The 25,235-nt window shown below is 71.6% G+C and carries 22 protein-coding genes and 1 pseudogene; 13 read left to right on the plus strand and 10 right to left on the minus strand.

What is annotated here, in order from left to right:
- Window positions 1-153: 153 nt before the first annotated feature.
- The gene (locus tag ACZ6C6_RS20585; protein ID WP_018103995.1) at window positions 154-417 is read right to left on the minus strand and encodes a WhiB family transcriptional regulator; all 264 of its coding nucleotides are present in this window, start codon (window positions 415-417) and stop codon (window positions 154-156) included.
- Between the two features lie 712 nt (window positions 418-1,129).
- On the opposite strand from ACZ6C6_RS20585, the gene ACZ6C6_RS20590 reads away from it, so the two are divergent.
- Genes ACZ6C6_RS20590 through ACZ6C6_RS20600 form a run of 3 tightly spaced genes read left to right on the plus strand, consistent with a single transcriptional unit; the run spans window position 1,130 to window position 3,972 of the window.
- The gene (locus tag ACZ6C6_RS20590) at window positions 1,130-1,663 is read left to right on the plus strand and encodes a cysteine dioxygenase (protein WP_469204718.1); all 534 of its coding nucleotides are present in this window, start codon (window positions 1,130-1,132) and stop codon (window positions 1,661-1,663) included.
- Window positions 1,664-1,708: 45 nt separating this feature from the next.
- Entirely contained in the window at window positions 1,709-2,665 is a 957-nt protein-coding gene (gene cofD / locus ACZ6C6_RS20595) for a 2-phospho-L-lactate transferase (protein WP_469204719.1), read from the plus strand.
- Window positions 2,662-3,972, plus strand: coding sequence for a coenzyme F420-0:L-glutamate ligase (locus ACZ6C6_RS20600; RefSeq protein WP_469204720.1), 1,311 nt, complete (start codon window positions 2,662-2,664; stop codon window positions 3,970-3,972). The genes cofD and ACZ6C6_RS20600 overlap by 4 nt, the downstream gene beginning before the upstream one ends.
- 88 nt (window positions 3,973-4,060) lie before the next feature.
- Here the strand turns inward: ACZ6C6_RS20600 and ACZ6C6_RS20605 are convergent, their stop codons facing one another.
- Together ACZ6C6_RS20605 and manB are read right to left on the minus strand one after the other, a co-directional pair.
- Window positions 4,061-5,044, minus strand: a complete 984-nt coding sequence (locus ACZ6C6_RS20605) for a DNA-3-methyladenine glycosylase family protein (RefSeq protein WP_469204721.1) — start codon at window positions 5,042-5,044, stop codon at window positions 4,061-4,063.
- 91 nt (window positions 5,045-5,135) lie between these two features.
- Entirely contained in the window at window positions 5,136-6,227 is a 1,092-nt protein-coding gene (gene manB, locus ACZ6C6_RS20610) for a mannose-1-phosphate guanylyltransferase (protein ID WP_469204722.1), read from the minus strand.
- Between the two features lie 238 nt (window positions 6,228-6,465).
- On the opposite strand from manB, the gene ACZ6C6_RS20615 reads away from it, so the two are divergent.
- The 4 genes from ACZ6C6_RS20615 (at window position 6,466) to ACZ6C6_RS20630 (ending at window position 12,474) form a co-directional block, all read left to right on the plus strand.
- A complete protein-coding gene (locus ACZ6C6_RS20615; protein ID WP_469204723.1) occupies window positions 6,466-7,215 on the plus strand; it encodes a TIGR03089 family protein in 750 nt (249 codons plus the stop codon).
- Between the two features lie 204 nt (window positions 7,216-7,419).
- Window positions 7,420-8,772, plus strand: coding sequence for an LCP family protein (locus tag ACZ6C6_RS20620; RefSeq protein WP_469204724.1), 1,353 nt, complete (start codon window positions 7,420-7,422; stop codon window positions 8,770-8,772).
- 257 nt (window positions 8,773-9,029) lie between these two features.
- Window positions 9,030-10,739, plus strand: coding sequence for an LCP family protein (locus ACZ6C6_RS20625; RefSeq protein WP_469204725.1), 1,710 nt, complete (start codon window positions 9,030-9,032; stop codon window positions 10,737-10,739).
- Between the two features lie 256 nt (window positions 10,740-10,995).
- Window positions 10,996-12,474, plus strand: coding sequence for an LCP family protein (locus ACZ6C6_RS20630; RefSeq protein WP_469205014.1), 1,479 nt, complete (start codon window positions 10,996-10,998; stop codon window positions 12,472-12,474).
- Window positions 12,475-12,541: 67 nt separating this feature from the next.
- Here the strand turns inward: ACZ6C6_RS20630 and ACZ6C6_RS20635 are convergent, their stop codons facing one another.
- Window positions 12,542-13,573, minus strand: coding sequence for a glycosyltransferase family 2 protein (locus ACZ6C6_RS20635; protein ID WP_469204726.1), 1,032 nt, complete (start codon window positions 13,571-13,573; stop codon window positions 12,542-12,544).
- Between the two features lie 179 nt (window positions 13,574-13,752).
- Between ACZ6C6_RS20635 and ACZ6C6_RS20640 the strand changes: the two genes are divergently transcribed.
- Complete coding sequence (locus ACZ6C6_RS20640; protein ID WP_469204727.1) at window positions 13,753-15,219, plus strand: LCP family protein; 1,467 nt, start codon at window positions 13,753-13,755, stop codon at window positions 15,217-15,219.
- A gap of 121 nt (window positions 15,220-15,340) precedes the next feature.
- Here ACZ6C6_RS20640 and ACZ6C6_RS20645 read toward each other — a convergent pair whose 3' ends face one another.
- A complete protein-coding gene (locus ACZ6C6_RS20645; RefSeq protein WP_136318017.1) occupies window positions 15,341-15,889 on the minus strand; it encodes an acyl-CoA thioesterase in 549 nt (182 codons plus the stop codon).
- A gap of 119 nt (window positions 15,890-16,008) precedes the next feature.
- Here ACZ6C6_RS20645 and ACZ6C6_RS20650 point away from each other — a divergent pair, with 119 nt between their 5' ends.
- Complete coding sequence (locus ACZ6C6_RS20650; protein WP_469204728.1) at window positions 16,009-17,298, plus strand: LCP family protein; 1,290 nt, start codon at window positions 16,009-16,011, stop codon at window positions 17,296-17,298.
- 42 nt (window positions 17,299-17,340) lie between these two features.
- Window positions 17,341-17,883: a histidine phosphatase family protein gene (locus tag ACZ6C6_RS20655; RefSeq protein ID WP_469204729.1), complete on the plus strand. Its 543-nt coding sequence runs from the start codon at window positions 17,341-17,343 to the stop codon at window positions 17,881-17,883.
- Here the strand turns inward: ACZ6C6_RS20655 and ACZ6C6_RS20660 are convergent.
- The 3 genes from ACZ6C6_RS20660 to ACZ6C6_RS20670 are packed head-to-tail and all read right to left on the minus strand — an operon-like array spanning window position 17,868 to window position 19,690.
- Window positions 17,868-18,674, minus strand: a complete 807-nt coding sequence (locus tag ACZ6C6_RS20660; RefSeq protein ID WP_469204730.1) for a class I SAM-dependent methyltransferase — start codon at window positions 18,672-18,674, stop codon at window positions 17,868-17,870. The genes ACZ6C6_RS20655 and ACZ6C6_RS20660 overlap by 16 nt on opposite strands.
- Before the next feature lie 49 nt (window positions 18,675-18,723).
- On the minus strand, window positions 18,724-19,239 hold the full coding sequence (locus tag ACZ6C6_RS20665; protein ID WP_469204731.1) for a hypothetical protein: 516 nt from the start codon (window positions 19,237-19,239) through the stop codon (window positions 18,724-18,726).
- On the minus strand, window positions 19,232-19,690 hold the full coding sequence (locus tag ACZ6C6_RS20670; RefSeq protein ID WP_469204732.1) for a hypothetical protein: 459 nt from the start codon (window positions 19,688-19,690) through the stop codon (window positions 19,232-19,234). Before ACZ6C6_RS20670 ends, ACZ6C6_RS20665 begins: the two co-directional genes overlap by 8 nt.
- 424 nt (window positions 19,691-20,114) lie before the next feature.
- On the opposite strand from ACZ6C6_RS20670, the gene ACZ6C6_RS20675 reads away from it, so the two are divergent.
- The 3 genes and pseudogenes from ACZ6C6_RS20675 to ACZ6C6_RS20685 all read left to right on the plus strand — a co-directional run bounded on the left by ACZ6C6_RS20675 (window position 20,115) and on the right by ACZ6C6_RS20685 (window position 22,179).
- Window positions 20,115-20,957: a helix-turn-helix domain-containing protein gene (locus ACZ6C6_RS20675; protein ID WP_469204733.1), complete on the plus strand. Its 843-nt coding sequence runs from the start codon at window positions 20,115-20,117 to the stop codon at window positions 20,955-20,957.
- Between the two features lie 27 nt (window positions 20,958-20,984).
- Window positions 20,985-21,511, plus strand: a pseudogene (locus ACZ6C6_RS20680) (hypothetical protein).
- On the plus strand, window positions 21,508-22,179 hold the full coding sequence (locus tag ACZ6C6_RS20685; protein ID WP_469204734.1) for a DNA alkylation repair protein: 672 nt from the start codon (window positions 21,508-21,510) through the stop codon (window positions 22,177-22,179). The pseudogene ACZ6C6_RS20680 and the gene ACZ6C6_RS20685 overlap by 4 nt, the downstream one beginning before the upstream one ends.
- Before the next feature lie 6 nt (window positions 22,180-22,185).
- On the opposite strand, the gene ACZ6C6_RS20690 is transcribed toward ACZ6C6_RS20685, so the two are convergent.
- Together ACZ6C6_RS20690 and ACZ6C6_RS20695 are read right to left on the minus strand one after the other, a co-directional pair.
- Complete coding sequence (locus ACZ6C6_RS20690; RefSeq protein WP_469204735.1) at window positions 22,186-23,781, minus strand: serine/threonine-protein kinase; 1,596 nt, start codon at window positions 23,779-23,781, stop codon at window positions 22,186-22,188.
- A 134-nt stretch (window positions 23,782-23,915) separates the two neighbouring features.
- On the minus strand, window positions 23,916-25,073 hold the full coding sequence (locus tag ACZ6C6_RS20695; protein WP_469204736.1) for an acyl-CoA dehydrogenase family protein: 1,158 nt from the start codon (window positions 25,071-25,073) through the stop codon (window positions 23,916-23,918).
- Between the last annotated feature and the right edge of the window lie 162 nt (window positions 25,074-25,235).

The raw sequence follows: 25,235 nt of genomic DNA on the forward strand, positions 1-25,235 counted from the left end.
GAGCGGTTGAACGAGGGCGCGCGAGGGTACGGGCCGGCGCGGATTCCGGGTGTGGCCGTGGCGCTTGCCGGGTACGGCGACGGCCCGCCGCCTGCGGGTGCAGGCGGCGGGCCGCGGTGTTCGTGTTGCGGTGGGCCGGGCCGGCCGGCCCGGTCAGACCGCAGCCTTCTTCAGGCGTCGGCGTTCGCGCTCGGAGAGACCGCCCCAGATGCCGAACCGCTCGTCCTTCGAGAGGGCGTACTCCAGGCACTCGGACCGGACTTCACAGGCGAGACAGACCTTCTTCGCCTCGCGGGTCGATCCACCCTTCTCGGGGAAGAAGGACTCGGGGTCGGTCTGGGCGCACAGCGCGCGCTCCTGCCAGCCGAGCTCTTCGTCCGCGTCCTCGACCAGCAGTTGCTGGAACAGCTCGGTCATGTGCGCCCCTCGTCTGTCTCTTGCGTCCCGTGATGCGGCCGTTACCGAATCGGCCGAACGACACGGGTGAAATTACAAGCGTGTAGCTCTGGCTGGTCAAGCCCGGATCTGCTATTGGCCCCGGTATTCACCCTGCGGCACCAACCGTATGCGTTAAGTGTTCAAATCACCAAAAACCTGACATATGCCATGGGCGCTAACGGGTACCCGTCCGCCATGGAGACAAACTGCTGCGGACGCGGACACGTTTCGATTCGATCACTGAAGCGACCAAGATCACATTCGGGTCACGGTGCCGCGCCCACGTTTGGCAGCGCGGTTGTTGCGCCACCTGTCCCCGTCATCGGCCGCTAAAACCTTTCTCCGCGCGGAGTAACCGGATGAGGTGAAACATTGCCGCCAAACCGGGCATTGGGTTGACACCGGGCGGCTCTTTGGTTCTCCTTGATGGCATGCCAGTGACCTCAGCGACGCACGCGACCCGCGCCCGTGGGTTCCGCAGCGCTGTCCAGGCTCGCTGTTGCTGTTCCAGCTGTCTCAGCTGTTGATGCCGCCGACGCCGTCGTAGCCCTTCCGCTCCGGCCCGGCACCGCTCGTCCCGCACCTTCCCCCGCGCCGCCCTCCGGTCTCCCGGCCCCCGGCGTCCATGGACCTCGCGACGAGCCCCGCACCGTATGCCGCACTCGCCCCCCGCCGAGGAACCACCGCTCCCATGAACAGCAGCGACAGCGACCTCCAGATCGCCGGCGACCTCCTCGAGGTCCAGCACCTACTTCGCCCCGCCCCCGAACACCCCGCCACCGTCGCGGAGTTCGTCGGCCTCGCCCGTACCATCGCGGCCGACCGCGACCGGTGGGCCCCGCTCGTCCGGTACGACGCCACCACCCGCTGGTACCACCGCCTGCACACAGTTCCCCAAGGTCTCGGCTCCGCTCGACCAGGGGAGACCCCACTCGGCTACGAGGTCTGGCTGCTGAGCTGGGTGCCCGGGCAGGGCAGCGGGCTGCACGACCACGGACCGTCCTCCGGCGTCCTGACCGTGCTCGACGGTGAACTGACGGAACGTACGGACCGGGTCAAGCGGGCGCTGGGCGCGGGCGCGCAGCGCGTGTTCGCGCCCGGCTACGTCCACGAGGTCGTCAACGACTCCCTGGAACCGGCCGTCAGCCTCCACATCTACTACCCGGGCCTCACCGACATGCCGATGCACGCCGCGCAGTGCGCCCCGGCGGCCGCGACTGCCTGACCGGCCCCCCGGCGAGGATCAGGCCGCACCTGACAAACTGTTTGCATGCGCATTGTGGTTCTGGCCGGCGGTATCGGTGGTGCTCGGTTCCTGCGGGGTCTCAAGGAGGCCTCGCCCGACGCGGACATCACGGTCATCGGCAACACCGGTGACGACATCCATCTGTTCGGGCTCAAGGTCTGTCCCGACCTCGACACCGTGATGTACACCCTCGGCGGGGGCATCAACGAGGAGCAGGGCTGGGGCCGTACCGACGAGACGTTCCGCGTCAAGGAGGAGCTCGCCGCCTACGGCGTGGGCCCCGAGTGGTTCGGGCTCGGCGACCGCGACTTCGCGACGCACATCGTCCGTACGCAGATGCTCGGCGCGGGCTACCCGCTCAGCGCCGTCACCGAGGCGCTCTGCGCCCGCTGGAAGCCGGGCGTCCGGCTGCTGCCCATGTCCGACGACCGCGTCGAGACGCACGTGGCGATCGAGGAGGACGGCGAGAGCAGGGCCGTGCACTTCCAGGAGTACTGGGTGAAGTTGCGGGCGGCCGTGCCGGCGCGGGCGATCGTGCCCGTCGGCGCGGAGCAGGCGAAGCCGGCGCCCGGGGTCCTGGAGGCCATCGCCGGGGCCGACGTCATCCTCTTCCCGCCGTCCAACCCGGTCGTGTCCGTCGGCACGATCCTCGCCGTGCCCGGCATCCGCGAGGCCATCGCCGAGGCCGGGGTGCCGGTCGTCGGCCTCTCCCCCATCGTCGGCGACGCGCCGGTGCGCGGAATGGCCGACAAGGTCCTCGCGGCCGTGGGCGTCGAGTCGACCGCCGCCGCCGTCGCCGAGCACTACGGGTCCGGGCTGCTCGACGGCTGGCTCGTCGACACCGTCGACGCGGGGGCGGTCGGACGGGTGGAGTCGGCGGGCATCCGCTGCCGGTCCGTGCCGCTGATGATGACCGATGTCGCCGCCACCGCCGAGATGGCGCGGCAGGCGCTGGCCCTCGCAGAGGAGGTCCGCGCGTGAGCGCCGCCGACGCCCCCTCCTACCGGGTGTGGGCCCTGCCCGGGATGCCCGAGGTGCGCCCCGGGGACGACCTCGCGAAGCTGATCGCGGCGTGCGACCCGGGGCTCGTGGACGGCGACGTCCTGCTCGTCACCTCGAAGATCGTCTCCAAGGCGGAGGGCCGGATCGTCGAGGCCACCGACCGGGAAGCGGCCATAGACGCCGAGACGGTACGGGTGGTGGCGCGGCGCGGTCCGCTGCGGATCGTGGAGAACCGGCAGGGCCTGGTCATGGCCGCCGCCGGCGTCGACGCCTCGAACACCCCCGCCGGGACGGTCCTGCTGCTCCCGGAGGACTCCGACGCCTCGGCCCGGGCGATCCGGGACGGACTGCGGGCGGCGCTCGGCGTGGAGGTCGGCGTCCTCGTCACGGACACCTTCGGGCGGCCCTGGCGCAACGGGCTGACCGATGTCGCCATCGGGGCGGCGGGGGTGCGGGTGCTGGACGACCTGCGGGGCGGGCGGGACGCGCACGGCAATCCGTTGAGCGCGACCGTGATCGCCACCGCCGACGAGCTGGCCGCCGCGGGTGACCTGGTCAAGGGCAAGACGGACGGGCTGCCCGTCGCCGTCGTGCGCGGGCTCGGGCATGTCGTGGACGCGGCGGACGAGCAGGGCGCCCGGGCGATGGTGCGGGTCGCGGCCGACGACATGTTCCGGCTGGGGACCTCGGAGGCGGTCCGGGAGGCGGTGACGCAGCGGCGTACGGTGCGCGAGTTCACGGACGAGCCGGTGGACCCGGGGGCGGTACGGCGGGCGGTCGCGGCCGCGGTGACCGCACCGGCGCCGCACCACACGACGCCGTGGCGCTTCGTCCTGCTGGAGTCCCCGGAGTCGCGGACCCGGCTGCTCGACGCGATGCGGGACGCGTGGGTCGCGGATCTGCGGCGCGACGGCAAGAGCGAGGAGTCGATCGCCAAGCGGGTGCGGCGGGGCGAGGTGCTGCGCCGGGCGCCGTATCTGGTGGTGCCGTGCATGGTGATGGACGGTTCGCACACGTACGGGGACGAGCGGCGGGACGGCGCGGAGCGCGAGATGTTCGTGGTCGCGGCGGGGGCGGGAATCCAGAACTTCCTGGTGGCGCTGGCCGGGGAGCGGCTGGGGTCCGCGTGGGTGTCCTCGACGATGTTCTGCCGGGATGTGGTGCGGTCCGTTCTGGGGCTGCCCGAGTCCTGGGACCCATTGGGCGCGGTCGCGGTGGGGCACGCGGTGGCGGCTCCCGGGCCGCGGGTGGATCGGTCCGCGTCGGACTTCGTCGTGGTGCGGTGAGCTTGACGTGGCCGCGGGGGGTTTCGGGGCTCTGCCCCGGGCCCCGGTCCTCAATCGCCGGACGGGCTTGACCTGCCCGGCCCGGTTCTCACAGCCGTGCGATGTCCCTCGGCTGGAAGCGCGGGGCTCTCCGCGGCGGTGTCGCGCCCGAGAGCAGGATCAGGCGGGTCGCCCGGTGGCGCTGGCCCTCGTACGGGGCGAGGAGGGTCAGCATCTCTTCGTCGTCCGCGTGGCGGTTGCCCGCCAGGGCGTGGCCGACGATGCCGGGGAGGTGGAAGTCTCCGACCGTCACCGCGTCCGGCGCGCCGTTGGAGCGCTGCAGGGTTTCCGCCGCCGTCCAGGGGCCGATGCCCGGGACGGCCTGGAGGCGGGTCAGCGCGTCGGGTAGGTCCATCGCGGCCGCCTCCTCCATGCGGCGGGCCACCCGGACCGTGCGCAGGATCGTCGCCGAGCGCTTGCTGTCGACGCCCGCGCGGTGCCAGTCCCAGGACGGGATCAGGGACCAGGTGCGGGCGTCCGGCATGACGTAGAGGCCGTACTCCTGCGGGCCGGGCGCGGGCTCCCCGTACTGGCGGACCAGGAGGCGCCAGGCGCGGTACGCCTCGTCCGTCGTGACCTTCTGCTCCAGGACCGACGGGATCAGCGACTCCAGCACCAGGCCCGTGCGCAGCAGCCGCAGTCCGGGGCGGCGGTGCTGGGTCTGGGCGAGGAGGCGGTGGCGCGGGGTGAAGGCCGCCGGGTCGTCGCCCTCGCCGAGCAGCGTGGGCAGCTGGTCCAGCAGCCAGGCCGCGCCGGGCCCCCAGGCGGACGCCTCGATCCGGCCGTCGCGGGTGACGACGTGGAGCGTGCCGGGGCCCTCGGGGGTGCGGCTGGACCGGCGGACGGAGCCGTCGGCGACCATCCGGAACGTGGGGTCGGCGGGACCACGGCGCAGGGGGCCGAGGACGAGGCGCAGGTCGAGCGGGCCCGGCGGGGTCCAGACACGGGTCTGGGGCGCCGGTACGGGCCCGGCCGCCGCCTGGTGCGGGACGGGCGCGCGCCGGGCGTTGCGGGGAGCGAATCGTCCTGCCACGGAAGAGGTCCTCGGTCGTCGGGGCTGCCTGTCGAGGGTACGGCGATTTCCGGCCACCCGGTCCGCGTACGGGCCGGGGCCGCCGGGTCGCTCACTCGTCCGAGGAGAACCGCACCGACGCGTCCGGCAGGCGCGCCCCGCACCAGACGCGTACGCCCTCGCGGAGCTCGTTGTCGGCGCCCACCTCCGCACCGTCGCCGACGACCGCTCCGGCCAGCACCGTACGGCTGCCGATCCGCGCACCTTCGCCGACCAGGGAGTCCGTGATCACCGCGCCGGGTTCCACGACCGCGCCCGCGAGCACGGTGGAGCCGTCGATCCGGGCGCCCGAGCCGATCACCGCGCCGTCGCCGATGACCGTGCCGCCGGAGAGCTTGGCGTCGGAGGCGACCGAGGCGGTCGGCAGGACGAGGCTGTCGCCGCAGCGGCCGGGCACCGCCGGGGAGGGCGCGCGGCCGAGCACCAGGTCGGCGGAGCCCCTGACGAACGCCTGCGGGGTGCCGAGATCCAGCCAGTACGTCGAGTCGACCATGCCCTGGAGGTGGGCGCCGTCGGCGAGGAGGCCGGGGAAGGTCTCGCGCTCGACGGAGACGGGGCGGCCGGCCGGGATGGTGTCGATGACCGAGCGGCGGAAGATGTACGCGCCCGCGTTGATCTGGTCGGTGACGATCTCCTCGGGCGTCTGCGGCTTCTCCAGGAAGGCGGTGACGCGGCCGGTGCCGTCGGTCGGCACGAGGCCGAAGGCGCGCGGGTCCTCGACCCGGGTCAGGTGGAGGGAGACGTCGGCGCCGGAGTCGGCGTGCGAGGTGACCAGGGCCCGGATGTCGAGCCCGGTGAGGATGTCGCCGTTGAAGATGAGGACCGGTTCGTCCGGGCCCGACGCGAGGCGGTGGGCGACGTTCCGGATGGCGCCGCCGGTGCCGAGCGGTTCGCGCTCGGTGACGTACTCGATGTGCAGGCCGAGCGAGGAGCCGTCCCCGAAGTACGGCTCGAAGACCTCGGCGAGGTACGAGGTGGCGAGGACGATGTGCTCGACCCCGGCGGCCCGGGCACGCGCCAGCTGGTGCGTGAGGAAGGGGACGCCCGCCGCCGGAACCATGGGCTTGGGCGTGTGCACCGTGAGGGGGCGCAGCCGGGTTCCCTTGCCGCCGACCAGGAGGATCGCTTCTTTTGCCTCTGTCACAGCACTGTCTTCGCTTCCTGCTGGGGCCGGGCGTGTTACGGCTGGCCAGTGTATGCAGCCGCAGGGGACGCCACCCGACGGCGGGGCTCAACGGCCTTGCGGGGACGACGGCGTTCTGAAGGCCCCGGTTCTTTGTAGAGACGCGCTCCCCGGCAATCGGTTGCGCGGCCGGCCGGCCGGTGTACGCGGCTGTCGCCGGGCCCGCCGCCCGCCGGCCCGGCCGCGTACGCTTCCGCCCATGAACGCCAGCGACCGCACCCCTGCCGACCTGCTGCGTTCCGCGCTCGCCGCGGACCCGGCCCGCCCTCTGGTCACCTTCTACGACGACGCCACCGGGGAACGCGTCGAGCTGTCGGTGGCCACCTTCGCGAACTGGGTGGCCAAGACGGCCAACCTGCTCCAGGGCGATCTGGCGGCCGAGCCCGGCGACCGGCTCGCGGTGCTGCTCCCCGCGCACTGGCAGTCCGCGGTCTGGCTGCTGGCGTGCGCCTCGGTCGGCGTGGTCGCCGAGGTGGGGGGCGACCCGGCCGCCGCCGACCTGGTCGTCTCCGGCCCGGACACGCTGGACGCGGCGCGGGCCTGCCGGGGCGAGCGGATCGCCCTGGCGCTGCGCCCGTTGGGCGGGCGGTTCCCCCAGGCGCCCGAGGGTTTCGCGGACTACGCGGTGGAGGTGCCGGGCCAGGGCGACCGGTTCGCGCCGTTCGCCCCGGTGGACCCGGACGCGCCGGCGCTGACGGTGGGCGGGGCCTCGTTCACGGCGGCGGAGCTGGTGGCGCGGGGCCGCGAGGACGGGGCGGCGCTGGGCCTGGGTGCCGGTTCACGGCTGCTGACGGGGCGTACGTACGACACCTGGGACGGGCTCGCCGCCGGGCTCTACGCGCCGCTCGCCACCGGGGGCTCCGTGGTCCTGTGCCGCCATCTCGACCGGCTGGGCGCGGAAGCCCTGGCGCAGCGGGTGGAGAGCGAGCGGGTCACGGTGACGGTGTGACAGCGGCCGGGACCGGTATGACAAGAGGCACGAGGGGGGCACCCGTCCGGCCCATCGTGGGCCGAGTCCCCCGTGTCGGCGCTCAACTCCGGTACATGATCTGCCGTACAGACCAGCCGAGGCACAACCAAGCGTGAGGTTCAGCCGTCTACTTCTGCGACCGGCGGCCCAGCGCGCCGCCGAACGTGAAGGATGGACGCAGACGTGACCGAAAGCGCCGGCACTCCGGGCGATCCCGACGACTCGGCCGCGGGCGAGGACCGGACACCGGACGCACCACCGCCCGGCAAGGAGAGCGAGCCGGGCGCGGCGGACAGCTCCGGTGAGGAGCGCACGCCCGGCGCGGCGGGCGCCCCCGGCGGTGAGACCCGCAGCGGGTCCGGCAGCGGTCCCGGGCCTGCCCCTGAGGGGCCGCCGGAAGGCGGGGGCCTCGACATCACCGTCAGGCGCAAGCGCCACTGGCTGCGCTGGACCGCGCTCGGTGCCTCGTTCGTCGTGCTCGTCGCGGCGGGCGTCGGCTGGTGGCTGTACAAGAAGCTGGACGGCAACATCCGGACGGACACCTCGGCGGCGGCCGAGCTGAAGGCGTACGAGAAGGAACGGCCGGTCTCCGTCGTGCACGACGCGGAGAACATCCTGCTGATCGGCTCGGACAGCCGGGCCGGCGACAACCGCAAGTACGGCCGCGACGACGGCGGCAGCCAGCGCTCGGACACGACGATCCTGCTGCACCTGGCGGCGGACCGGAAGAGCGCGACCGCGATGTCGATCCCGCGCGACCTGATGGTGAACATCCCGGCCTGCCACAAGGCCGACAAGACCGCCACGAGGGCGCAGTTCGCGCAGTTCAACTGGGCCTTCGAGATGGGCGGGACCGCCTGCACCATCCGGACCGTCGAGAAGATGACGGGCATCCGCATCGACCACCACATGGTCATCGACTTCAACGGCTTCAAGGACATGGTCGAGGCGGTGAACGGCGTGGAGATCTGCCTCAAGGAGCCGGTCGACGACAAGGACGCCCATCTCAAGCTCACGGCGGGCCGCCACAAGCTCAACGGGGAGCAGGCGCTCGGCTACGTACGGGCCAGGAAGTCGCTGGGCAACGGGAGCGACACCGACCGCATGGACCGCCAGCAGCAGTTCCTGGGGGCGCTGGTGAACAAGGTGCAGAGCAACGGCGTCCTGCTCAACCCGACGCGGCTCTACCCGGTGCTCGACGCGGCCACGAAGGCGCTGACCACCGACCCGGGCCTGGACAGCCTGAAGGACCTCTACGACCTGGTGCGGGGCATGCGTGACGTCCCCACCGAGAAGGTGCAGTTCCTGACGGTGCCCCGGCAGCCGTACCACCTGAACAGGAACCGGGACGAACTGGTGCAGCCCGCCGCGAACAAGCTGTTCAAGCAGCTCCGCGACGACAAGCCGGTCGCCGTGGTGCCCGCCGACAAGCTCAAGGGCGACGACAAGAATCCGGACTCGGCCGACGCCTCGGGGCCGTCGCCCACACCCACGTATTCGGGGAACAATGCCGCGACCGACCTGTGCAAGCAGTAAAGCAATGGCCAAGCAGATGCCAACATTCCGCGCGCAATGGGAAGAATGCCCGGTTGTAAGGGCCGTGGAATGTGTCACGCGCGTCGCTGGACGCCGAATGAGACGGATAGTGTGACGCGATCCGGTGCTACCGGCCGTTGGGCCGCGCACTTCTGGAGAGAAAAACTGAGCGCCTTTTTCGGGGGAGGCGCCTCGCGTGGCACCGACGGAGGACTTGAGCAACCGTGGATGCGCAAAGCCGTGGGCGGGCGGAAGACATGGATCCCGCAGACCAGTGGGTTCTCAACCCGGACACCGGCGATTACGAACTGCGACTGAACCACTCCGGAGGGAACATCCCCCGGTCCTCCGCCCCGCCGGCGCAGCGCGGCCCGTCGAGCACCCCTCGCCGTGCCCCCGCAGGTGACTCCGCGCGGCGCGCCACCGAGGTGCCGCGCCAGGGCGGCCGCCGGTCGGCGAACGGTCCGCGCGGCCAGCAGCGCCCCGCGCCCGGCGACGACGGTCCCGGGCGCCGTAAGCGCAAGGCCCCCAAGTCGCGCAAGAAGAAGGCGCTGCTGTGGACGGGCGGCGCGATGGCGTTCGTGCTCGTGGGTGTCTCGGCCGGCGGCTACTGGCTCTACCAGCGCCTCAACGGCAACATCAACACCGTGGACATCGGCGACGCCGGCAACAAGGACGTCGTCACCGCCAACGCCCCGATCAACATATTGATCATCGGTACGGACAAGCGCACCGGCAAGGGCAACGAGGGCTACGGCGACAAGGGCAGCGTCGGCCACGCGGACACGAACATCCTCTTCCACGTCTCCGAGGACCGCACCAACGCCACGGCGATGAGCATCCCGCGCGACCTCATCACCGACATCCCGGACTGCACCTCCGTGCAGGAGGACGGCTCGAAGAAGAACATCGCGGGCATCCAGCACGTCCGCTTCAACCGGAGCCTCGGCGAGGCCGGCCGCGACCCCGGCTGCACGATGAAGACGGTCACGGAGCTGACCGGGGTGAAGATCGACCACTTCATGATGGTCGACTTCAACGCGGTGAAGACCCTGTCCACGGCGGTCGGCGGCGTCAACATCTGCCTCGACCACGCCATCGACGACCCGAAGTCCCACCTCAAGCTGCCCGCCGGACCGAACAAGGTCCAGGGCGAGGACGCGCTGGCGTTCGTACGGACCCGGCACGCCTACTCCAACGAGAGCGACCTCGACCGGATCAAGGGCCAGCAGCAGTTCATGGGCTCGATGATCAAGCAGGCCAAGTCGGACGACACGCTGACCAGCCCGACGAAGCTGTTCAAGGTGGCGGACGCCGCGACCAAGGCCCTGACGGTCGACAAGGCCATCGGCGACGTGAAGAAGCTCAGCACGCTCGCCAAGGAGATCACCAAGACGGACACGAAGAACATCACGTTCGTCACCATGCCGGTGATCGACAACCCCGACGAGCCCAAGCCCGTCACGGTCGTCCCGCACCCGACGCAGGCGGAGCAGCTGTTCTCGATGCTGCGCGACGACACCTCGCTCACCGAGGTGGCCGCGCAGAAGAAGAAGGCGAAGAGCAAGCAGGACGCGCTCCTCAAGGGAACCAAGGCCGCACCCGCCGACGTCCGCGTCGATGTGTACAACGGCGGCGAGGTCCCCGGCGGTGCTCAGCAGACGGTCACCTGGCTGCAGAACACCAAGGGCGTCCTGAAGTCCACGAACAAGGCCAACGCGCCCGAGAAGATCGCCAAGACGACGCTGGAGTACGCCCCGAACCAGGCGGACCAGGCCCGTGCCCTCGCCGAGATGATGGGCCTGCCCGGCTCGGCGATGAAGCCGGGCACCACGGACGCCGAGGGGCTCCAGGCGATGGTGCTGACGCTGGGCAAGGACTTCCAGGCGGCCGGTACGCCGATCACGGCGCCGAAGAAGATCGACATTCCGAAGTCCAGCGCCGAATCCGCGGGGTGCTCCAAGTGACACCACGTCACCGCACCATAAGAGTCTGAGCAGCAGGGGGGTCCTGGTGGGACGGAGCAGCACGTCGGGGGAGGGGACGCGGTCGCGGACGCACTCCCGCCGGAAGGGCGGGGACGAGGGCGTCGGCGACCGTGACGGCGCGCGTCCCGGTGACGCCGGGCCGGGCGACGCCGACGGCGGCCGGGCGAGCCACCGGCGCGGCAAGTCGCGCAAACGGGCGGCGAAGAAGTCCCGGAAAAGCCGTGTGTTCAAGTGGATGGCCATATCCCTGGCGGTGCTCGTCCTGGGCACCGCCACCGCCGGATACCTCTACTACCAGCACCTCAACAACAACATCCGCAGCAGCGCTCGCAGCGGCGGCGAGAGCGGTGTGAAGAAGGCCGCGCCGAACGCCCAGGGCGACACCCCGCTCAACGTCCTGCTGATCGGCTCGGACAGCCGGAACAGCGCGGAGAACGTGAAACTCGGCGGCAGCAAGGACACGGTCGGGGACAAGCCCCGGGCCGACGTGCAGATGCTGTTGCACATCTCGGCGGACCGGAAGAACTCCTCACTGGTCAGCATCCCGCGCGACACGATCCTCCCGATCCCCGAGTGCACGGACTCCGAGACCGGTCAGACCTACCCCGCGACGGACAACAGGCCGATCAACGAGTCCCTCCAGCGCGGTGGCCCCGGCTGCACGCTGACCACCTGGGAGAAGCTGACCGGCGTCTACATCGACCACTGGATCATGCTCGACTTCGCGGGCGTGGTGGCGATGGCGGACGCGATCGGCGGTGTGGAGGTCTGCGTGAAAACGGGTGTGTGGGACAAGCCCACCCGCCTCGTTCCCGGCGGCTCCGGTCTCAAGCTGCCGGCGGGGAAGAACACGGTGCAGGGCAAGCAGGCGCTTCAGTGGCTGCGTACCCGGCACGCCTTCGGCAATGACCAGAACCGTGCCAAGGCGCAGCACATGTACATGAACTCCATGCTGCGCACACTCAAGAAGCAGAACCTCTGGTCGGACGCGGGCCGGCTGATGAACCTCGCGGAGACGGCCACCAACGCCCTCCAGGTCTCCGACGAGATCCGTTCGGTCAAGAAGCTCTACGACCTGTCGATGCAGCTCAAGAGCGTGCCGATCGACCGCATCACCATGGCGACGATGCCGACGGCCGAGTGGTCCCAGGACCGGAACAAGCTCGTTCCCGTCGAGAAGTCGGCGGACGCCCTGTGGCGTCTGCTCCGTGAGGACGTCGCGTTCGACAAGAACGGCAAGGAGAAGAAGAAGCCCTCCGCGCCCCCTTCCGGGCCTCCGGCGGCGGATCCGGCGACCCTCGGCATCTCGGTGGTGAACGGCACGGGCGTCGGCCAGGCGCCCAAGGACGGGCGGGCCACCGAGGTCGCCGACATCCTGCACGGCAAGGGCTTCGCCGCCGCCGAGACCTCGCAGAACCCCGAGCCGCTCAAGGACACGGTGGTGCGGTACGCGAAGGAGGACGGCGACCAGGGCAAGTCGGACGCGCTGTCCGTGGCCACGGCGCTGGGGCTCCCGACGACCTCGGTCAAGGCCGACCCGCAGGCCGGCGGGCTGACCGTCGTCGTCGGTGCGGACTGGCGCGAGGGCACGGCGTACAAGGCCCCGAAGGCCGAGGCGGGTGACCTTCCGGACGGCGCGGACGACATCAACGCCGCGGACAAGGACCAGTGCATGGACATCTACTCCGTCTACAAGTGGGACGGAAAGAGCTGACGGACGGTACGCGAGAGGGGGCGCCCGGTCCGGCCGGGCGCCCCCTCTCGTTGTCTGTCCGCGCAGGTCAGGCCACCGGCGCGCCCGGTTCGGCGATGGCCGGGCGACGGCTGGCGATGACCTTCTTCGCCAGCGAGCGGGGGCTCGTCAGGAAGCCGTAGCCCCAGGACATGTGCATGGTCGCGAGCGCGACCGGGATCTGCGCGCGGGCCTTCAGCGACAGGCCCTTGCCGGCCGGGAGGGAGCCCGCGACGATCGCCGCGACGTACCCGCCGGGGACGATCAGCGCCCACGGGGTGACCGCCGCGCCCACCACGAGGCCGGCCGCGATGGCGACGACGGCGGTCGGGGGCGCCAGGTAGCGCAGGTTGATGGAGCCGGAGTGGTAGCGGGCGACGACGTGGCGCCAGCGGCCGTAGTCCTTGTACTGCTTGGCGAGCGCCCGGACGGAGGGGCGCGGGCGGTACTGGACGCGCAGCTCGGGCGAGAACCAGATCAGGCCGCCGGATTCGCGGATGCGGAAGTTCAGCTCCCAGTCCTGGGCGCGGATGAACTCGACGTTGTACCCGTCGGCCTTCTCCAGCGCCTCCCGGCGGAACACGCCCAGGTAGACGGTCTCGGCGGGGCCCGCCTGGCCGCCGGTGTGGAAGGCGGCGTTGCCGACGCCGATCTTCGAGGTCATGGCCGCCGCGACGGCGTCCTCCCAGGCGTTCTCGCCCTCGGCGTGCATGATCCCGCCGACGTTCTGCGCACCCGTCTCCTCCAGGAGCCGGACGGCGGTCGCGATGTAGTTCGGCGAGAGCATGCCGTGGCCGTCGACGCGGACGACTATCGGGTGGCTCGACGCCTTGATCGCGGCGTTGAGGGCGGCCGGGGTGCGTCCGGTGGGGTTCGGCACGGTGTGGACGCGGGGGTCCTCCGCGACCAGCTCGGCGGCGATCTCGTCCGTACGGTCCGTGGACGGGCCGAGCGCGATCACGACCTCCATCTCGCCCGCGTACTCCTGCTCCAGGATGTGGCGTACGGAGTTACGGAGATGGCGCTCCTCGTTGAGCACCGGCATGATCACGGAGACGGCGGGAGGCTGCGCGGCAGACATGTGGTCCTCGGGTGGTCCTCGGGGGCGCCGGGGGCTCGTACCCCACCAGGCGGTATTCGGCCGCCACGTTACCGCGAATGGGGGACAGCGGCGCGCGCCGCCCGGGCGGCCTCCCGGGATGAGGATCGTATGGGCCTACCGTCTGAACGGTCCCCCTCGCACCGCGGAGGTGTCCCCCCGTGTCCACGCCGCACCGCTCCCCCCGTCCCGCACGGCCCCGCCCCGCGCCCGCGCGGCGCCGGCGGCCGAGAAGGCGGGACGAGCGGCCGCGCTGGGGCATGCGGGTGGCGACCGGGCTCTCGGTCCTGGTGCTAGGGGCGGGCGGGATCGGGCACGCGGTCGTGACGAACCTGGAGAGCGGGATCGACCGCGTCGACCCCTTCAAGGACATGAAGAACCGGCCCGCGGGCGGACGCGGCATGAATCTGCTGCTGGTCGGCACCGACGGCCGCGAGAAGATCGGCAAGGACGAGAAGCGGAAGTACCGGCTGGGCGGTGAGCCCTGCCACTGCACGGACACGATCATGCTCGTGCACCTGTCGTCCGACGAGGAGCGCGCCAGCGTCGTGAGCCTGCCGCGCGACAGTTACGCGGAGATCCCCGCCCACCGGGACCGTACGACCGGCGAGGAGCACGCGGCGCACCCGGTGAAGCTGAACGCGGCGTACGCGGAGGGCGGGCCGGGCCTCACCGTGAGCACCGTGGAGCACATGACCGGCGTCAAGATCGACCACTATCTGGAGGTCGACTTCACCAGCTTCATGACCACGGTCGACACCCTCGGCGGTGTGAAGATCTGCACGGCCCGCCCGCTGAAGGACTCCTACACCGGACTGGACCTCGCGCCCGGCACCCACACGCTCGACGGCGGCCAGGCGCTCCAGTACGTGCGTTCCCGGCACATCGACGGGGCCGCCGATCTGGGCCGGATGCAGCGCCAGCAGAGGTTCATGGCCGCGCTGATCAAGCAGGCGACGAGCAGCGGGGTGCTGCTGAACCCGGTGAAGTTCCGCGAGGTCGCCTCGACGATGCTGAAGTCCGTCCGGGCCGACCGGGGCTTCGACACGGAGCAGATGCTCTCCCTCGGCCAGGCGATGCGGGGCTTCTCCCCCGCGTCGTCCGAATTCGCCTCGGTGCCGATGGGGGATGTGGCGTACCAGGTCAAGGGCATCGGTTCCACGGTGAAGTGGGACCCGGTGAAGTCGAAGCAGCTGTTCACCGCGCTGCGCGAGGACAAACCCCTGACCACCGCCCGGCCCGCCGAGAAGGCCCCCGCGAAGAAGGTGGACGTGCCGCCGCGGCAGATCCGCGTCCAGGTCTACAACGGCACCGCGAAGGACGGCCTGGGCTCCAAGGTCGACGACGCGCTGCACGCCACCGGCTTCGACACGACCCGGGCCCCGCTCACCGCACCGCAGCACGATCTGAAGCACACCCTGATCACGTTCGACCCGCGCTGGGACCGGTCCGCGAAGACCCTGGCGGCGGCGCTGCCGGGGGCGGAGCTGCGGCCGGTGCCGGGGCAGGGGGCGACGATGCGGGTGACGGCGGGCGAGGACTACAGCAAGGTCGAGCGGGTCCACGCGGAGGAGCCGGAGCCGGGGAGGTTCGGGGCGGTGAAGGGGGACGAGGTGGTGTGCCCGTGAGGCGGCCGGGCGATCCCAGCCCGTCCGGCGCTTGACGTCACCGGGCGAACCCAGCCCGTCCGGCGCTTGAGGACGGAACCGGTCAGGGGTGGACCCCGCGCCCCTCGGTCAGCCCGCGCCCTCAGTCCTCGATGCCGTCGGCCAGCCGCTTCTCGCGCAGCTCCCTGATCGCGCGGCGCCGCGCCAGGCGGTGCGTGCGGCGGATCTGGGCCTCCTGGTAGCGCCGCTTGTCGCGCTCCGTCTCCGGGACCACCTGCGGTACGGGGCGGGGCCGGCCGTCCGCGTCGACCGCGGCGAACACCAGGTACGCGCTGCCGACCTGGGTCGCGGGCGTCGACTCGTTCCAGCGCTCGGCCATGACCCGGACGCCGACCTCCATGGAGGAGCGGCCGGTCCAGTTGACCTGGGCGCGTACGTGCACGAGGTCGCCGACGCGGACCGGCTCCAGGAAGACCATCTCGTCCATCGAGGCCGTGACGGCGGGGCCGCCGGAGTGCCGGCCTGCCACCGCGCCCGCAGCGTCGTCCACCAGCTTCATGATCACGCCGCCGTGCACGGTCCCCAGCAGATTGGTGTCGCTGCCGGTCATGATGTGGCTGAGGGTGGTCCGGGAGGCCGCGGTGGGCTTGGCCGGAATGTCGCTCTCCGGGCGCGGAGCCTGATCTGTCATGCCGTCCACCTTATGCGGGGGCCGGAACGCCGTCGCATTGCATCAGCTTCGCAACAGCCCCGGTGCGATTTTCCTCCCACCCTGTAAGAGGGGCGTCCCCGGACTGCACACTGGTCCGTATGAACGATTGGCCCGACGGCTGGACCGACGACAACCGCAGCGGCAACCGCTACGGGCAGGGCAGCGCGAGCGAGCGGCCCGAGAGCGCCCGCTCGATGCCGCACGTCCAGCGCCGCCCGGCCCCGCCGCCGCAGCGCCCCGCGCCGCCGAGGCAGCGCCCGGTGCCGCAGCAGCCCTCGGGCTACGACGACGGTAACCCGCAGTACGACAGCGGTTACAACACCGGCCAGGTGTACGGCGGCGGGCACGGCGGCCGTGGCGCGGGTCACGGCGGCGGCGACCGGGGCCCCGCCCAGGGCCGTCCCCGCCCCGCTCCCAACTGGGGCCGCCGGATCAGGATCGGCGCGCTGGTCCTGGTCGTCGCGCTGCTCGCCGTCTCCGTGGGCACGTACTTCTGGGCCGACTCCAAGCTGAACCGCGCCGTCGACCTGTCGAAGGTCATCGAGCGGCCGGAGGCGGGCAAGGGGACGAACTACCTGATCGTGGGCTCGGACAGCCGCGAGGGCATGACGTCCGAGGACAAGAAGCGGCTCCACACGGGCTCGGCCGACGGCAAGCGGACCGACTCGATGATGATCCTGCACACCGGTGACAACGGCCCGACGCTGGTCTCGCTGCCGCGTGACTCGAACGTCGAGATCCCGTCGTTCATCGGCTCCGAGTCGGGCAAGAAGTACCCGGCCACGGGCAAGACGACGAAGCTGAACGCCGCGTACGCCACGGACGGACCTGAACTGCTGGTCCGTACGGTCGAGTTCAACACCGGTCTGCACATCGACCACTACGTCGAGATCGGCTTCGGCGGCTTCGCCAAGATCGTGGACGCGATCGGCGGGGTCGAGCTGGACATCCCGAAGGCGTTCAAGGACAAGTGGTCGGGCGCCGACTTCCCGGCGGGCAAGCAGACCCTCGACGGCCAGCAGGCCCTGGCCTTCGTCCGCACCCGCCACGCCTTCACCTCGGACCTGGACCGTACGAAGAACCAGCAGAAGTTCCTCGCGGCCCTGGCCAGCCAGACGGCGACCTTCTCCACGATCGCCAACCCGTTCAAGCTGTACCCGACGATGGGCGCGGGCCTGGACACGCTGATCGTGGACAAGGACATGTCGCTCTGGTCGCTCGGCAAGATGTTCTTCGCGATGAAGGGCGTCACCGGCGGCGACGGCACGTCGATGAACATCCCGATCGCGGGCAATGTGGGCTCCAACCTCGCCTGGGACAAGGCGAAGGTGAAGCAGCTGGTCGAGCAGCTGAAGAACGACGAGAAGGTCACGGTCACGGAGAACTGAGAGGGCGCGTCCCCGCGCCTCCTCCCCTGCTGCGGAGCCGCCATGCCTGTCCGGATCGTGTACGAGTCGCACGCCACGACCACCGACAACGAGGCGGGCATCGCCACGGGATGGCTGCCGGGGCGGCTCTCCCCGACCGGGCGCCGCCAGGCCGCCGAACTGGGCGACCGGCGGCGCGGCACCGGGCTCGACGCCGTCTACACCTCGGACCTGGCCCGCGCCGTGGAGACGGCCCGCATCGCGTTCGCGGGCACGGGGACCCCGGTCCTCCGACAGGACGCGCGGCTGCGGGAATGCGACTACGGGGAGCTGAACGGCGCCCCGACCGCCGTCCTGCACCCCCTGCGCACCCGCCACATCGACCGCCCGTGGCCCGGCGGCGGCCAGAGCTACCGGGACGTGGTCGAGGCGACGGCCGCGTTCCTGCGGGACCTGGCGGCCGAGTGGGACGGGGGCCAGGTGCTCGTGATCGCGCACTCCGCGAACCGCTGGGCCCTGGACTGCCTGCTCGCGGGCGCCCGGCTGGATAGCGTCGTCGCAGACCCGCCGCTCTGGCAGCCGGGTACCTTCTACACCCTGCCCTGAGCCAGCACCGCCGCGTGCGGCAGCGACAGCAGCCCGTCCTCCGCGAGGAATTCGCGGCACAGCGCGTCGTACTCGCGCTTGGCCGCCGCCACGCCCTCCGGGCCGGCGCCGGCGAGCAGGGTGCCGGTCGCGCCGATTCCGGCGGCGGGGCCCGCCCACCAGTCGTCCGGGGCCACGCGGTGGTCCCAGGTGTGCGTGGTGCTCCGTACGTCTCGGAGGCCGGCGGCGGTGAGCAGCGCGGTGAGGCCGTCCGGGGTGCGCGCGAAGTCGTGTTCCTCGTCCACCGTGGCCATCCAGCCCGGCCGGGTGAGCCCGGCGGCCTGGGCGGCGCGGCCGGCCAGCGTCTGGCCCGGAGCGCCCGGCAGCTGCCAGATGGTGACCGCGATCGTGCCCCCGGGGCGGGTGACCCGGCGCATCTCGACCAGGGCCTCCAGGGGGCGGCCGACGTGGTTGACCACGAAGTTGGCGACGACCGCGTCGAACTCCCCGTCGGCGTACGGCAGCTGGGGCAGCACCCCGGAGCGCACCTCGGCCCCGGGCGCCGCCCGCCGGGTCGCCTCGACCATGCCGGGCTCGGCATCCACGGCCCGGACGGCCGCGCCGCGTGCGAGGGCGGCGGCCGTCACGTTGCCGCTGCCGCACCCCACGTCGAGCAGGCGGGTCCCGGCCGCGACTCCCGCGGCGTCCAGCAGGGCGGGCACGGTGTGGACGCAGAGCCGGGCGGCGGTGCGGGCGTAGGCGTCGGCCCGCCCGCCCCACATGCGCCGCTCCATCACGTCGAACGCGGTCATCCGGTGTCTCCTCCGGTAGGGCTGGTCGGGGTCTGCGGTTCCGTCTCGTTCAGGCACGGCTCGTCGGGGTCTGCGGTTCCGCCCCGTTGGAGGTACGTACGGTCGGGGTCTGCGGTTCCGTCTCGTTCAGGTCCTCGTGCAGGGCGCCGAGGGCGCGCCCGGTGGGTTCGCCGCGCGCGGACAGCTCTGCGAGGGCCCACCCGGGCAGCCGCCCCGCCACCTCGTCCGGTTCGTCGCCGCGTTCCGGGTCGCCCAGCCCCTGGAGCAGGGCGAACACGGTCTCCCTGGCCACCTCGCGGGCGATCTCGCCCAGCTCGTCGGCGGTGAGCCCGAGGCTCACGGCGCGCTCGACGGCACCACCGGCCGCGCCCGCTCGGCGATAGGCGGCGACCCACTCGGAGGCGGTGGTGCTCCAGGCGTCGATGTCCTGCCACACCATCCGCAGGAACCGGAACCGGGCGAGCTGCGGCAGCCCCTCCTCGGCCTCGGACTCGGCCCACCCCTCGGCGTCCTCGGCCCCGAGCGCGTCGAAGAGCCGGGCGAGCCGCGCTATGTCCTCAGGCACTGCGGAAGTTCCGGGACAGCCAGGGGCTGAGCATGGCGCGCGGCACCAGCTCCTTGTACGTCTCGTCCCCCGGCAACGGCACGACGAGCCACTGCCCCGGCGGGAAGAGCCGGCCCTTCACATAGGCCATCCCGCCGTACACGGACCGCAGGAACGCGGGCACCGAGTCCCGGGGCACGTCGTCGAACACCACCCCGTCGACGGTGATCCGGGCGTCGTCCTCCGGGAACACCTGCACGGCGACGGCCGGGACCCCGCCCAGCTCGATGAACGCCTCGTGCGGCAGCGACCCGTCCGCGTCCACCACGGCGAACGCCCCCGCTGACTCCCGCCGGGAGGTCCGGTCGGCCCCGATGTCGTCGGTGACCGTCACCTCCAGGTTGTACGCCCGTGCGACTTCCCGTACGGCGGTGACGGCGGCCTCGGTGGTGGGCAGGTGGGGGTCCGTCATGCGGGTCGGGCCGCGTGGGGGGCGTGGGCGAGGTGGAAATCACTTCGGGTTCGCATGTCTCCAACCTCCAGCAATGGTTCGGGTTCCCGCTGCCACTCCATTCTGCCTGTCTCGTCGTTGGCGTTCATCCGTCCACCGGGTCGCGGGTTTCCGCGACCCGGTGCGCCAGGTCGCGGAGGCCCGCGTCGCGGTGCGCCACGACGTCACATGCTTTGAAGGAACCTCGGGAAAGAACCCAACCCAACCCACCCGAACCCCGTCCGAACGCCAATCACTCGCGCGGGTGACAAATGCCAACTGAGCTGGATTTGGGGTCGGTTGTCGGGCATATGCTCGCGGCACCAACCCCAGACACGAGTCGGCCCCGACCGGGACAGCGAATCCCGGACGGGGCCTGACCACCGAGGAAGAAGTGAGCTTCCCGATGACTGCCCAGCAGGCTATCGCGCCCCCGTGCGCTCCGCCCGGTTCCCCCGGCTCTCCTCCCGACGTCACACCGACCTCCGGTGTCATCCACGTCAACTCCCGCCACACGTCCGGCTTCACGGTCATCGGCAACCACCTCGCCCAGCACGGCGCGCTCTCCCTCCTCGCGATCGGGCTGGCCGTCCACATCCAGTCACTGCCCGAGGGCGCGAAGGTCGGCGTCAAGGTACTCGCCGCGCGCTTCCCGGAGAGCGAGATGCGGATCGCCGCCGCGCTGCGCGAGTTGGAGGCGGCGGGCTACCTCCGCCGCATCCGCGTACGCCTGCGGGACGGCCGCGTACGCACGCGCACGGAGTCGCACAACCGGCCGTACGCCGCGCTCCCGGCGCCCCCGAAGCCGTACGCCGCGCCGCGCGCCACGACTCCGCCGCCCGCCGCACCAGCACCCCCGCCCCGGCAGCAGCACCCCGCCCCGAAGCCGCTCCCCCGGCCCACCGGCCTCCACCGGACCGCCGCCCTGCTCCTCGCGGACCTCCGCCGCCACGCGCCCGTGTTGACGCTCTCCGAGGCGGACATCACCGCCCTCGCACCGGGGGTCGCCGCCTGGCTCGAACGCGACGCGCACCCCGAGGCCATCCGCCGGGCCCTCACCACGGACCTCCCGGCGCCCCTCGCCCACCCGGCGCGCCTCCTCCGCCACCGGATCACGGCCCTCCTGCCGCCCCCGCTCCCGGCCCCGGCCGCGCCGCCCACGGTCATCCCCCTCCAGAACTGCGACGACTGCAACCGAGCCTTCCGCGCCCCGGAACCGGGCCCCTGCCGCGACTGCCGTGAGTCCTGAAACATCCGAACTACCGATCGGACCCGCATGGTCAGCTCGCCCCACGAGGCGATGCACCGCATCTTCCAGGAGTACCCGGGGCTGTTCTCCCGGGTGTCGGAGGTACTCGGTGTCGACATTCCACCGCCCGTCTCAGCCACCGTCCTGCCCACCGACCTCTCGCGGCCATCACACATGCCGACAATCCCGACGTCGGTGCCATACTGAAAACGCTCTCCGCAGCACTGCGGGACGCGCCCGAGAACATCACCGACCCCATCGTCGAACTCACCGCTCAGGGCCTGGGCAGTCGTCCGGTCGCACAACAGTGGAGGAACCTGGTGGCCGTGGACACCTCTTTCTACAAGTCCGCCATGTCGGAGGAGATCCGGGACGAGGGCAGAGCGGAAGGCCGGGCCGAAGGTCTCCTGCTGCTTCTCGGTGTACGTGGCATCGCCCTCACCGACGCGGACCGCGCGAAGATCACCACCTGTACCGATCCCCAGCTCCTGCACCGGTGGCTTCAGCGCGCCGCGACAGCCTCCTCCGCCGAGGAGGTCTTCCGCGCCTCATGACAGAAGCAACCGTCGCCGACGTCCTCGCGGAGCTCGCCGCCCTCGACGACCCCAAGGCCCGTGCCGTCAACGCTCGGCACGGGGACGACCACGGGGTGAACCTCACCAAGCTGCGCGCCCTGGCCAAGCGGCTGGGGAAGCGGCAGGAGCTGGCCGTCGAGCTGTGGGGGACCGACGACACCGCCGCGCGGCTCGTCGCGTTGCTGGTCTGCCGGCCGAAGGCGTACACGAGGGACGAGCTGGACCGCATGCTGCGCGAGGCGCGGGCGCCCAAGGTGCACGACTGGCTCGTGGGCTACGTGGTGAAGAAGAGCCCGCACGCGGAGGAGCTGCGCCTCGCCTGGACGGAGGACGCCGATCCGGTCGTCGCGAGCGCCGGATGGGCGCTGACCGCCGACCGGGTCGTGAAGCGGCCCGACGGGCTCGACCTGGACGCGCTGCTCGACGTCATTGAGGCCGGGATGCAGAGCGCCCCCGACCGCCTCCAGTGGGCCATGAACACCTGCCTCGCCCAGATCGGCATCGAACACCCGGAACACCGCTCCCGCGCGCTGGACATCGGGGAGCGGCTGGGTGTGCTCAAGGACTACCCGACGCCGAAGGGCTGCACATCGCCGTACGCGCCGCTGTGGATCGGGGAGATGGTGCGGCGCAAGGGCGAGGCGTAGGGAACGCTAGGCCGCGTTGCGCCAGACCGTCAGGTCGCCCATGAGGAAGGCGAGTTCCGGTATCGCGGTCGACTTCGTCGCGATCACGAACAACGCGATGTCCCCCGAGGCATTCATGACGCATATCTCGCTCCCGTTCGCCGAGGCGGCCAGCGGAAGGTTGTGGATCTTACTGTGCGGAAGAAACAGGCGGCACTCGTCGAGCGTGGCGCCCGGCTTTCCGGACATCGGCATGAAGACGGCCGTGTCGCTCTTCAGTTCACAACCGGCCGACTCGCAGCTGAAGCGGATGTCGCCCGTGCGGCCATCCAGCTTCTTACGCGGATCCGAGAGATTCAGTGAGCGCTTCGCGTCCACCGTGACCAAGGCGTACGGCTCCGCCTTCGGCTCCCGGGGCGTGGGTGACGTGCTCGGCTCGGTCAGCGGGTCGGCGACCTTGTCCGCCGAGGCGGATCCCTCCGGCTCCGGCTTGTTCTTGCGCACCCCGGACGACGGAGTGACCGATGCCGACGCACCCGCGTCGGCCCGGTGCTCTCCCCCGCCCATCGGCCCCATCGCACGCCAGGCCAGGCCGAGGACCAGCAGCGCGCTCACCACACCGACGGCCGACACCAGCGCGACGCGACGCCTGCGTACCCCGCGGTCGACCGGTGCGGGCGGAGGCGCCGCCCAGGGGTCCGACCGCACCGGGGTGGACTCGGGCACCGGGGCCGGAACCGCGACTTCCGGACCGCCGATCTCCCGCCACACGGCGGGCGCCCCGTCCGCCCCGGACTCCGCGCCCAGACGCCGGCGGCACCACTCCACGATCTCCGCGGGGGTGGGCCGCTCGGCCGGGTCGACGGCCAGGCAGCGGGCGAACAGCGGGCGCAGGGACTCGGGCAGCAGGGTCAGGTCGGGCTCGGAGTGAATGATGCGGTACAGCACGTAGACGCCCGGGCCGTCCCCGTAGAGCGGCTTGCCCAGCGCCGCGTACGCCGCCGTCTGGGCGAGGGCGAAGACGTCGCTCGCCGCCGTCGCCCCCTCCCCGGAGGCCTGCTCGGGGGCCATGTACGCCGGGGTGCCGATCGGATGCCCGGTCGTGGTGTACGAGGTTCCGTCGGTGGCCAGCGCGATGCCGAAGTCGATCACGCGGGGCCCGTCGGAGGCGAGCAGCACGTTGGACGGCTTCAGGTCGCGGTGCACGATGCCCTCGGCGTGGATGGCCTGGAGCGCCTCGGCCATTCCCGCCATCAGCCACAGCAGGGCGGGGACCGGCAACGGGCCCTGCCGGGCCACGGCCTGGGTGAGGGAGGGGCCGGGGACGTACAGCGTGGCCAGCCAGGGCGTCGCGGCCTCGGCGTCGGCGTCGATCAGCTCGGCCGTGTAAGCCCCGCGCACCCGCCGGGCCGCCCGGACCTCGCGGCCGAACCGCCCACGGAAGTCCGGGTCGTCCGCCAGCTCCGGGCGTACGACCTTGATGGCCACGGCCCGGCCGCCCCCGGTGTGCGAGAGGTAGACCCGGCCCATGCCGCCCGCGCCGAGCCGGGCGGCGAGCCGGTAGCCGGCCACCTCGGCCGGGTCGGTCGCCTGAAGCGGCTCGAAAACATCCGTCACGTCCATCGGCCCGCTCCCCCACTGTGATGCACCGGCCAACGCCCGCAGCCTAGCAACGGCGTCACGCGGAGTTGATCACCGCAGGCATGCGACAGCCCCCGGCATCGCGGCCGGGGGCTGTGCGCCAGTAAAACGTCCCGCTACGGCAGGTTGCGCGCCATCACGATGCGCTGGACCTGGTTCGTGCCCTCGTAGATCTGGGTGATCTTGGCGTCGCGCATCATCCGCTCCACCGGGTAGTCCCGCGTGTAGCCGTAGCCGCCGAGGAGCTGGACCGCGTCCGTGGTGATCTCCATCGCGACGTCGGAGGCGAAGCACTTGGCGGCGGCGCCGAAGAACGTGAGGTCGCCGTCGACGCGCTCGGACTTGGCGGCGGCCGAGTACGTCAGCTGACGGGCGGCCTCCAGCTTCATGGCCATGTCGGCGAGCATGAACTGGACGCCCTGGAAGTCCGCGATCGGCTTCCCGAACTGCTTGCGCTCCTGGACGTAGCCCTTGGCGTAGTCCAGCGCGCCCTGGGCGACGCCGAGGGCCTGGGCCGCGATGGTGATGCGGGTGTGGTCCAGGGTCTTCATCGCGGTGGCGAAGCCGGTGCCCTCCTCGCCGATCATGCGGTCGGCGGGGATGCGGACGTTGTCGAAGTAGACCTCGCGGGTCGGGGAGCCCTTGATGCCGAGCTTCTTCTCGGGTGCGCCGAAGGAGACGCCCTCGTCGGACTTCTCCACGACGAAGGCCGAGATGCCCTTGGAGCGCTTCTCCGGGTCGGTGACGGCCATGACCGTGTAGTACTCGGAGACGCCCGCGTTGGTGATCCAGCGCTTCACGCCGTTGAGGACCCAGAAGTCGCCGTCGCGCACGGCGCGCGTCTTCATGCCCGCCGCGTCGGAACCGGCGTCCGGCTCGGAGAGGGCGTACGAGAACATGCCCTCGCCCTTGGCCAGCGGGCCCAGGTACTTCTTCTTGAGGGCCTCGGAGCCGGAGAGGATCACCGGGAGCGAACCGAGCTTGTTGACGGCCGGGATCAGGGAGGAGGACACGCAGGCGCGGGCCACCTCCTCGATCACGATGACCGTGGCGAGCGCGTCGGCCCCGGCGCCGCCGTACTCCTCCGGTACGTGGACGGCGTGCAGATCGGCGGCGGTGAGGGCGTCCAGCGCCTCCTGCGGGAAGCGGGCCTCCTCGTCGACCGCGGCCGCGAACGGGGCGATCTTCGCCTCGGCGAGCGCACGCACCGTCTCACGGAGCATCTCGTGCTCCTCAGCCGGACGGTACAGGTCGAAATCGGTCGAACCCGCCAAGACGCTCACTCCCCAGGGTGCTAACTACCGTTAAGTAACCCAATTTTAGGTGTTCGACCCTCCCCCGGCATACGCGCTCGGGCCGTGAGCTGCGCGACAGCCGGAAATAGGAGGTTTCGCGGGCGGGACTATGCTCGTGCACCGCATCTCTGTCCGCATCTC

The organism is Streptomyces sp. NPDC041814 (assembly GCF_055590565.1).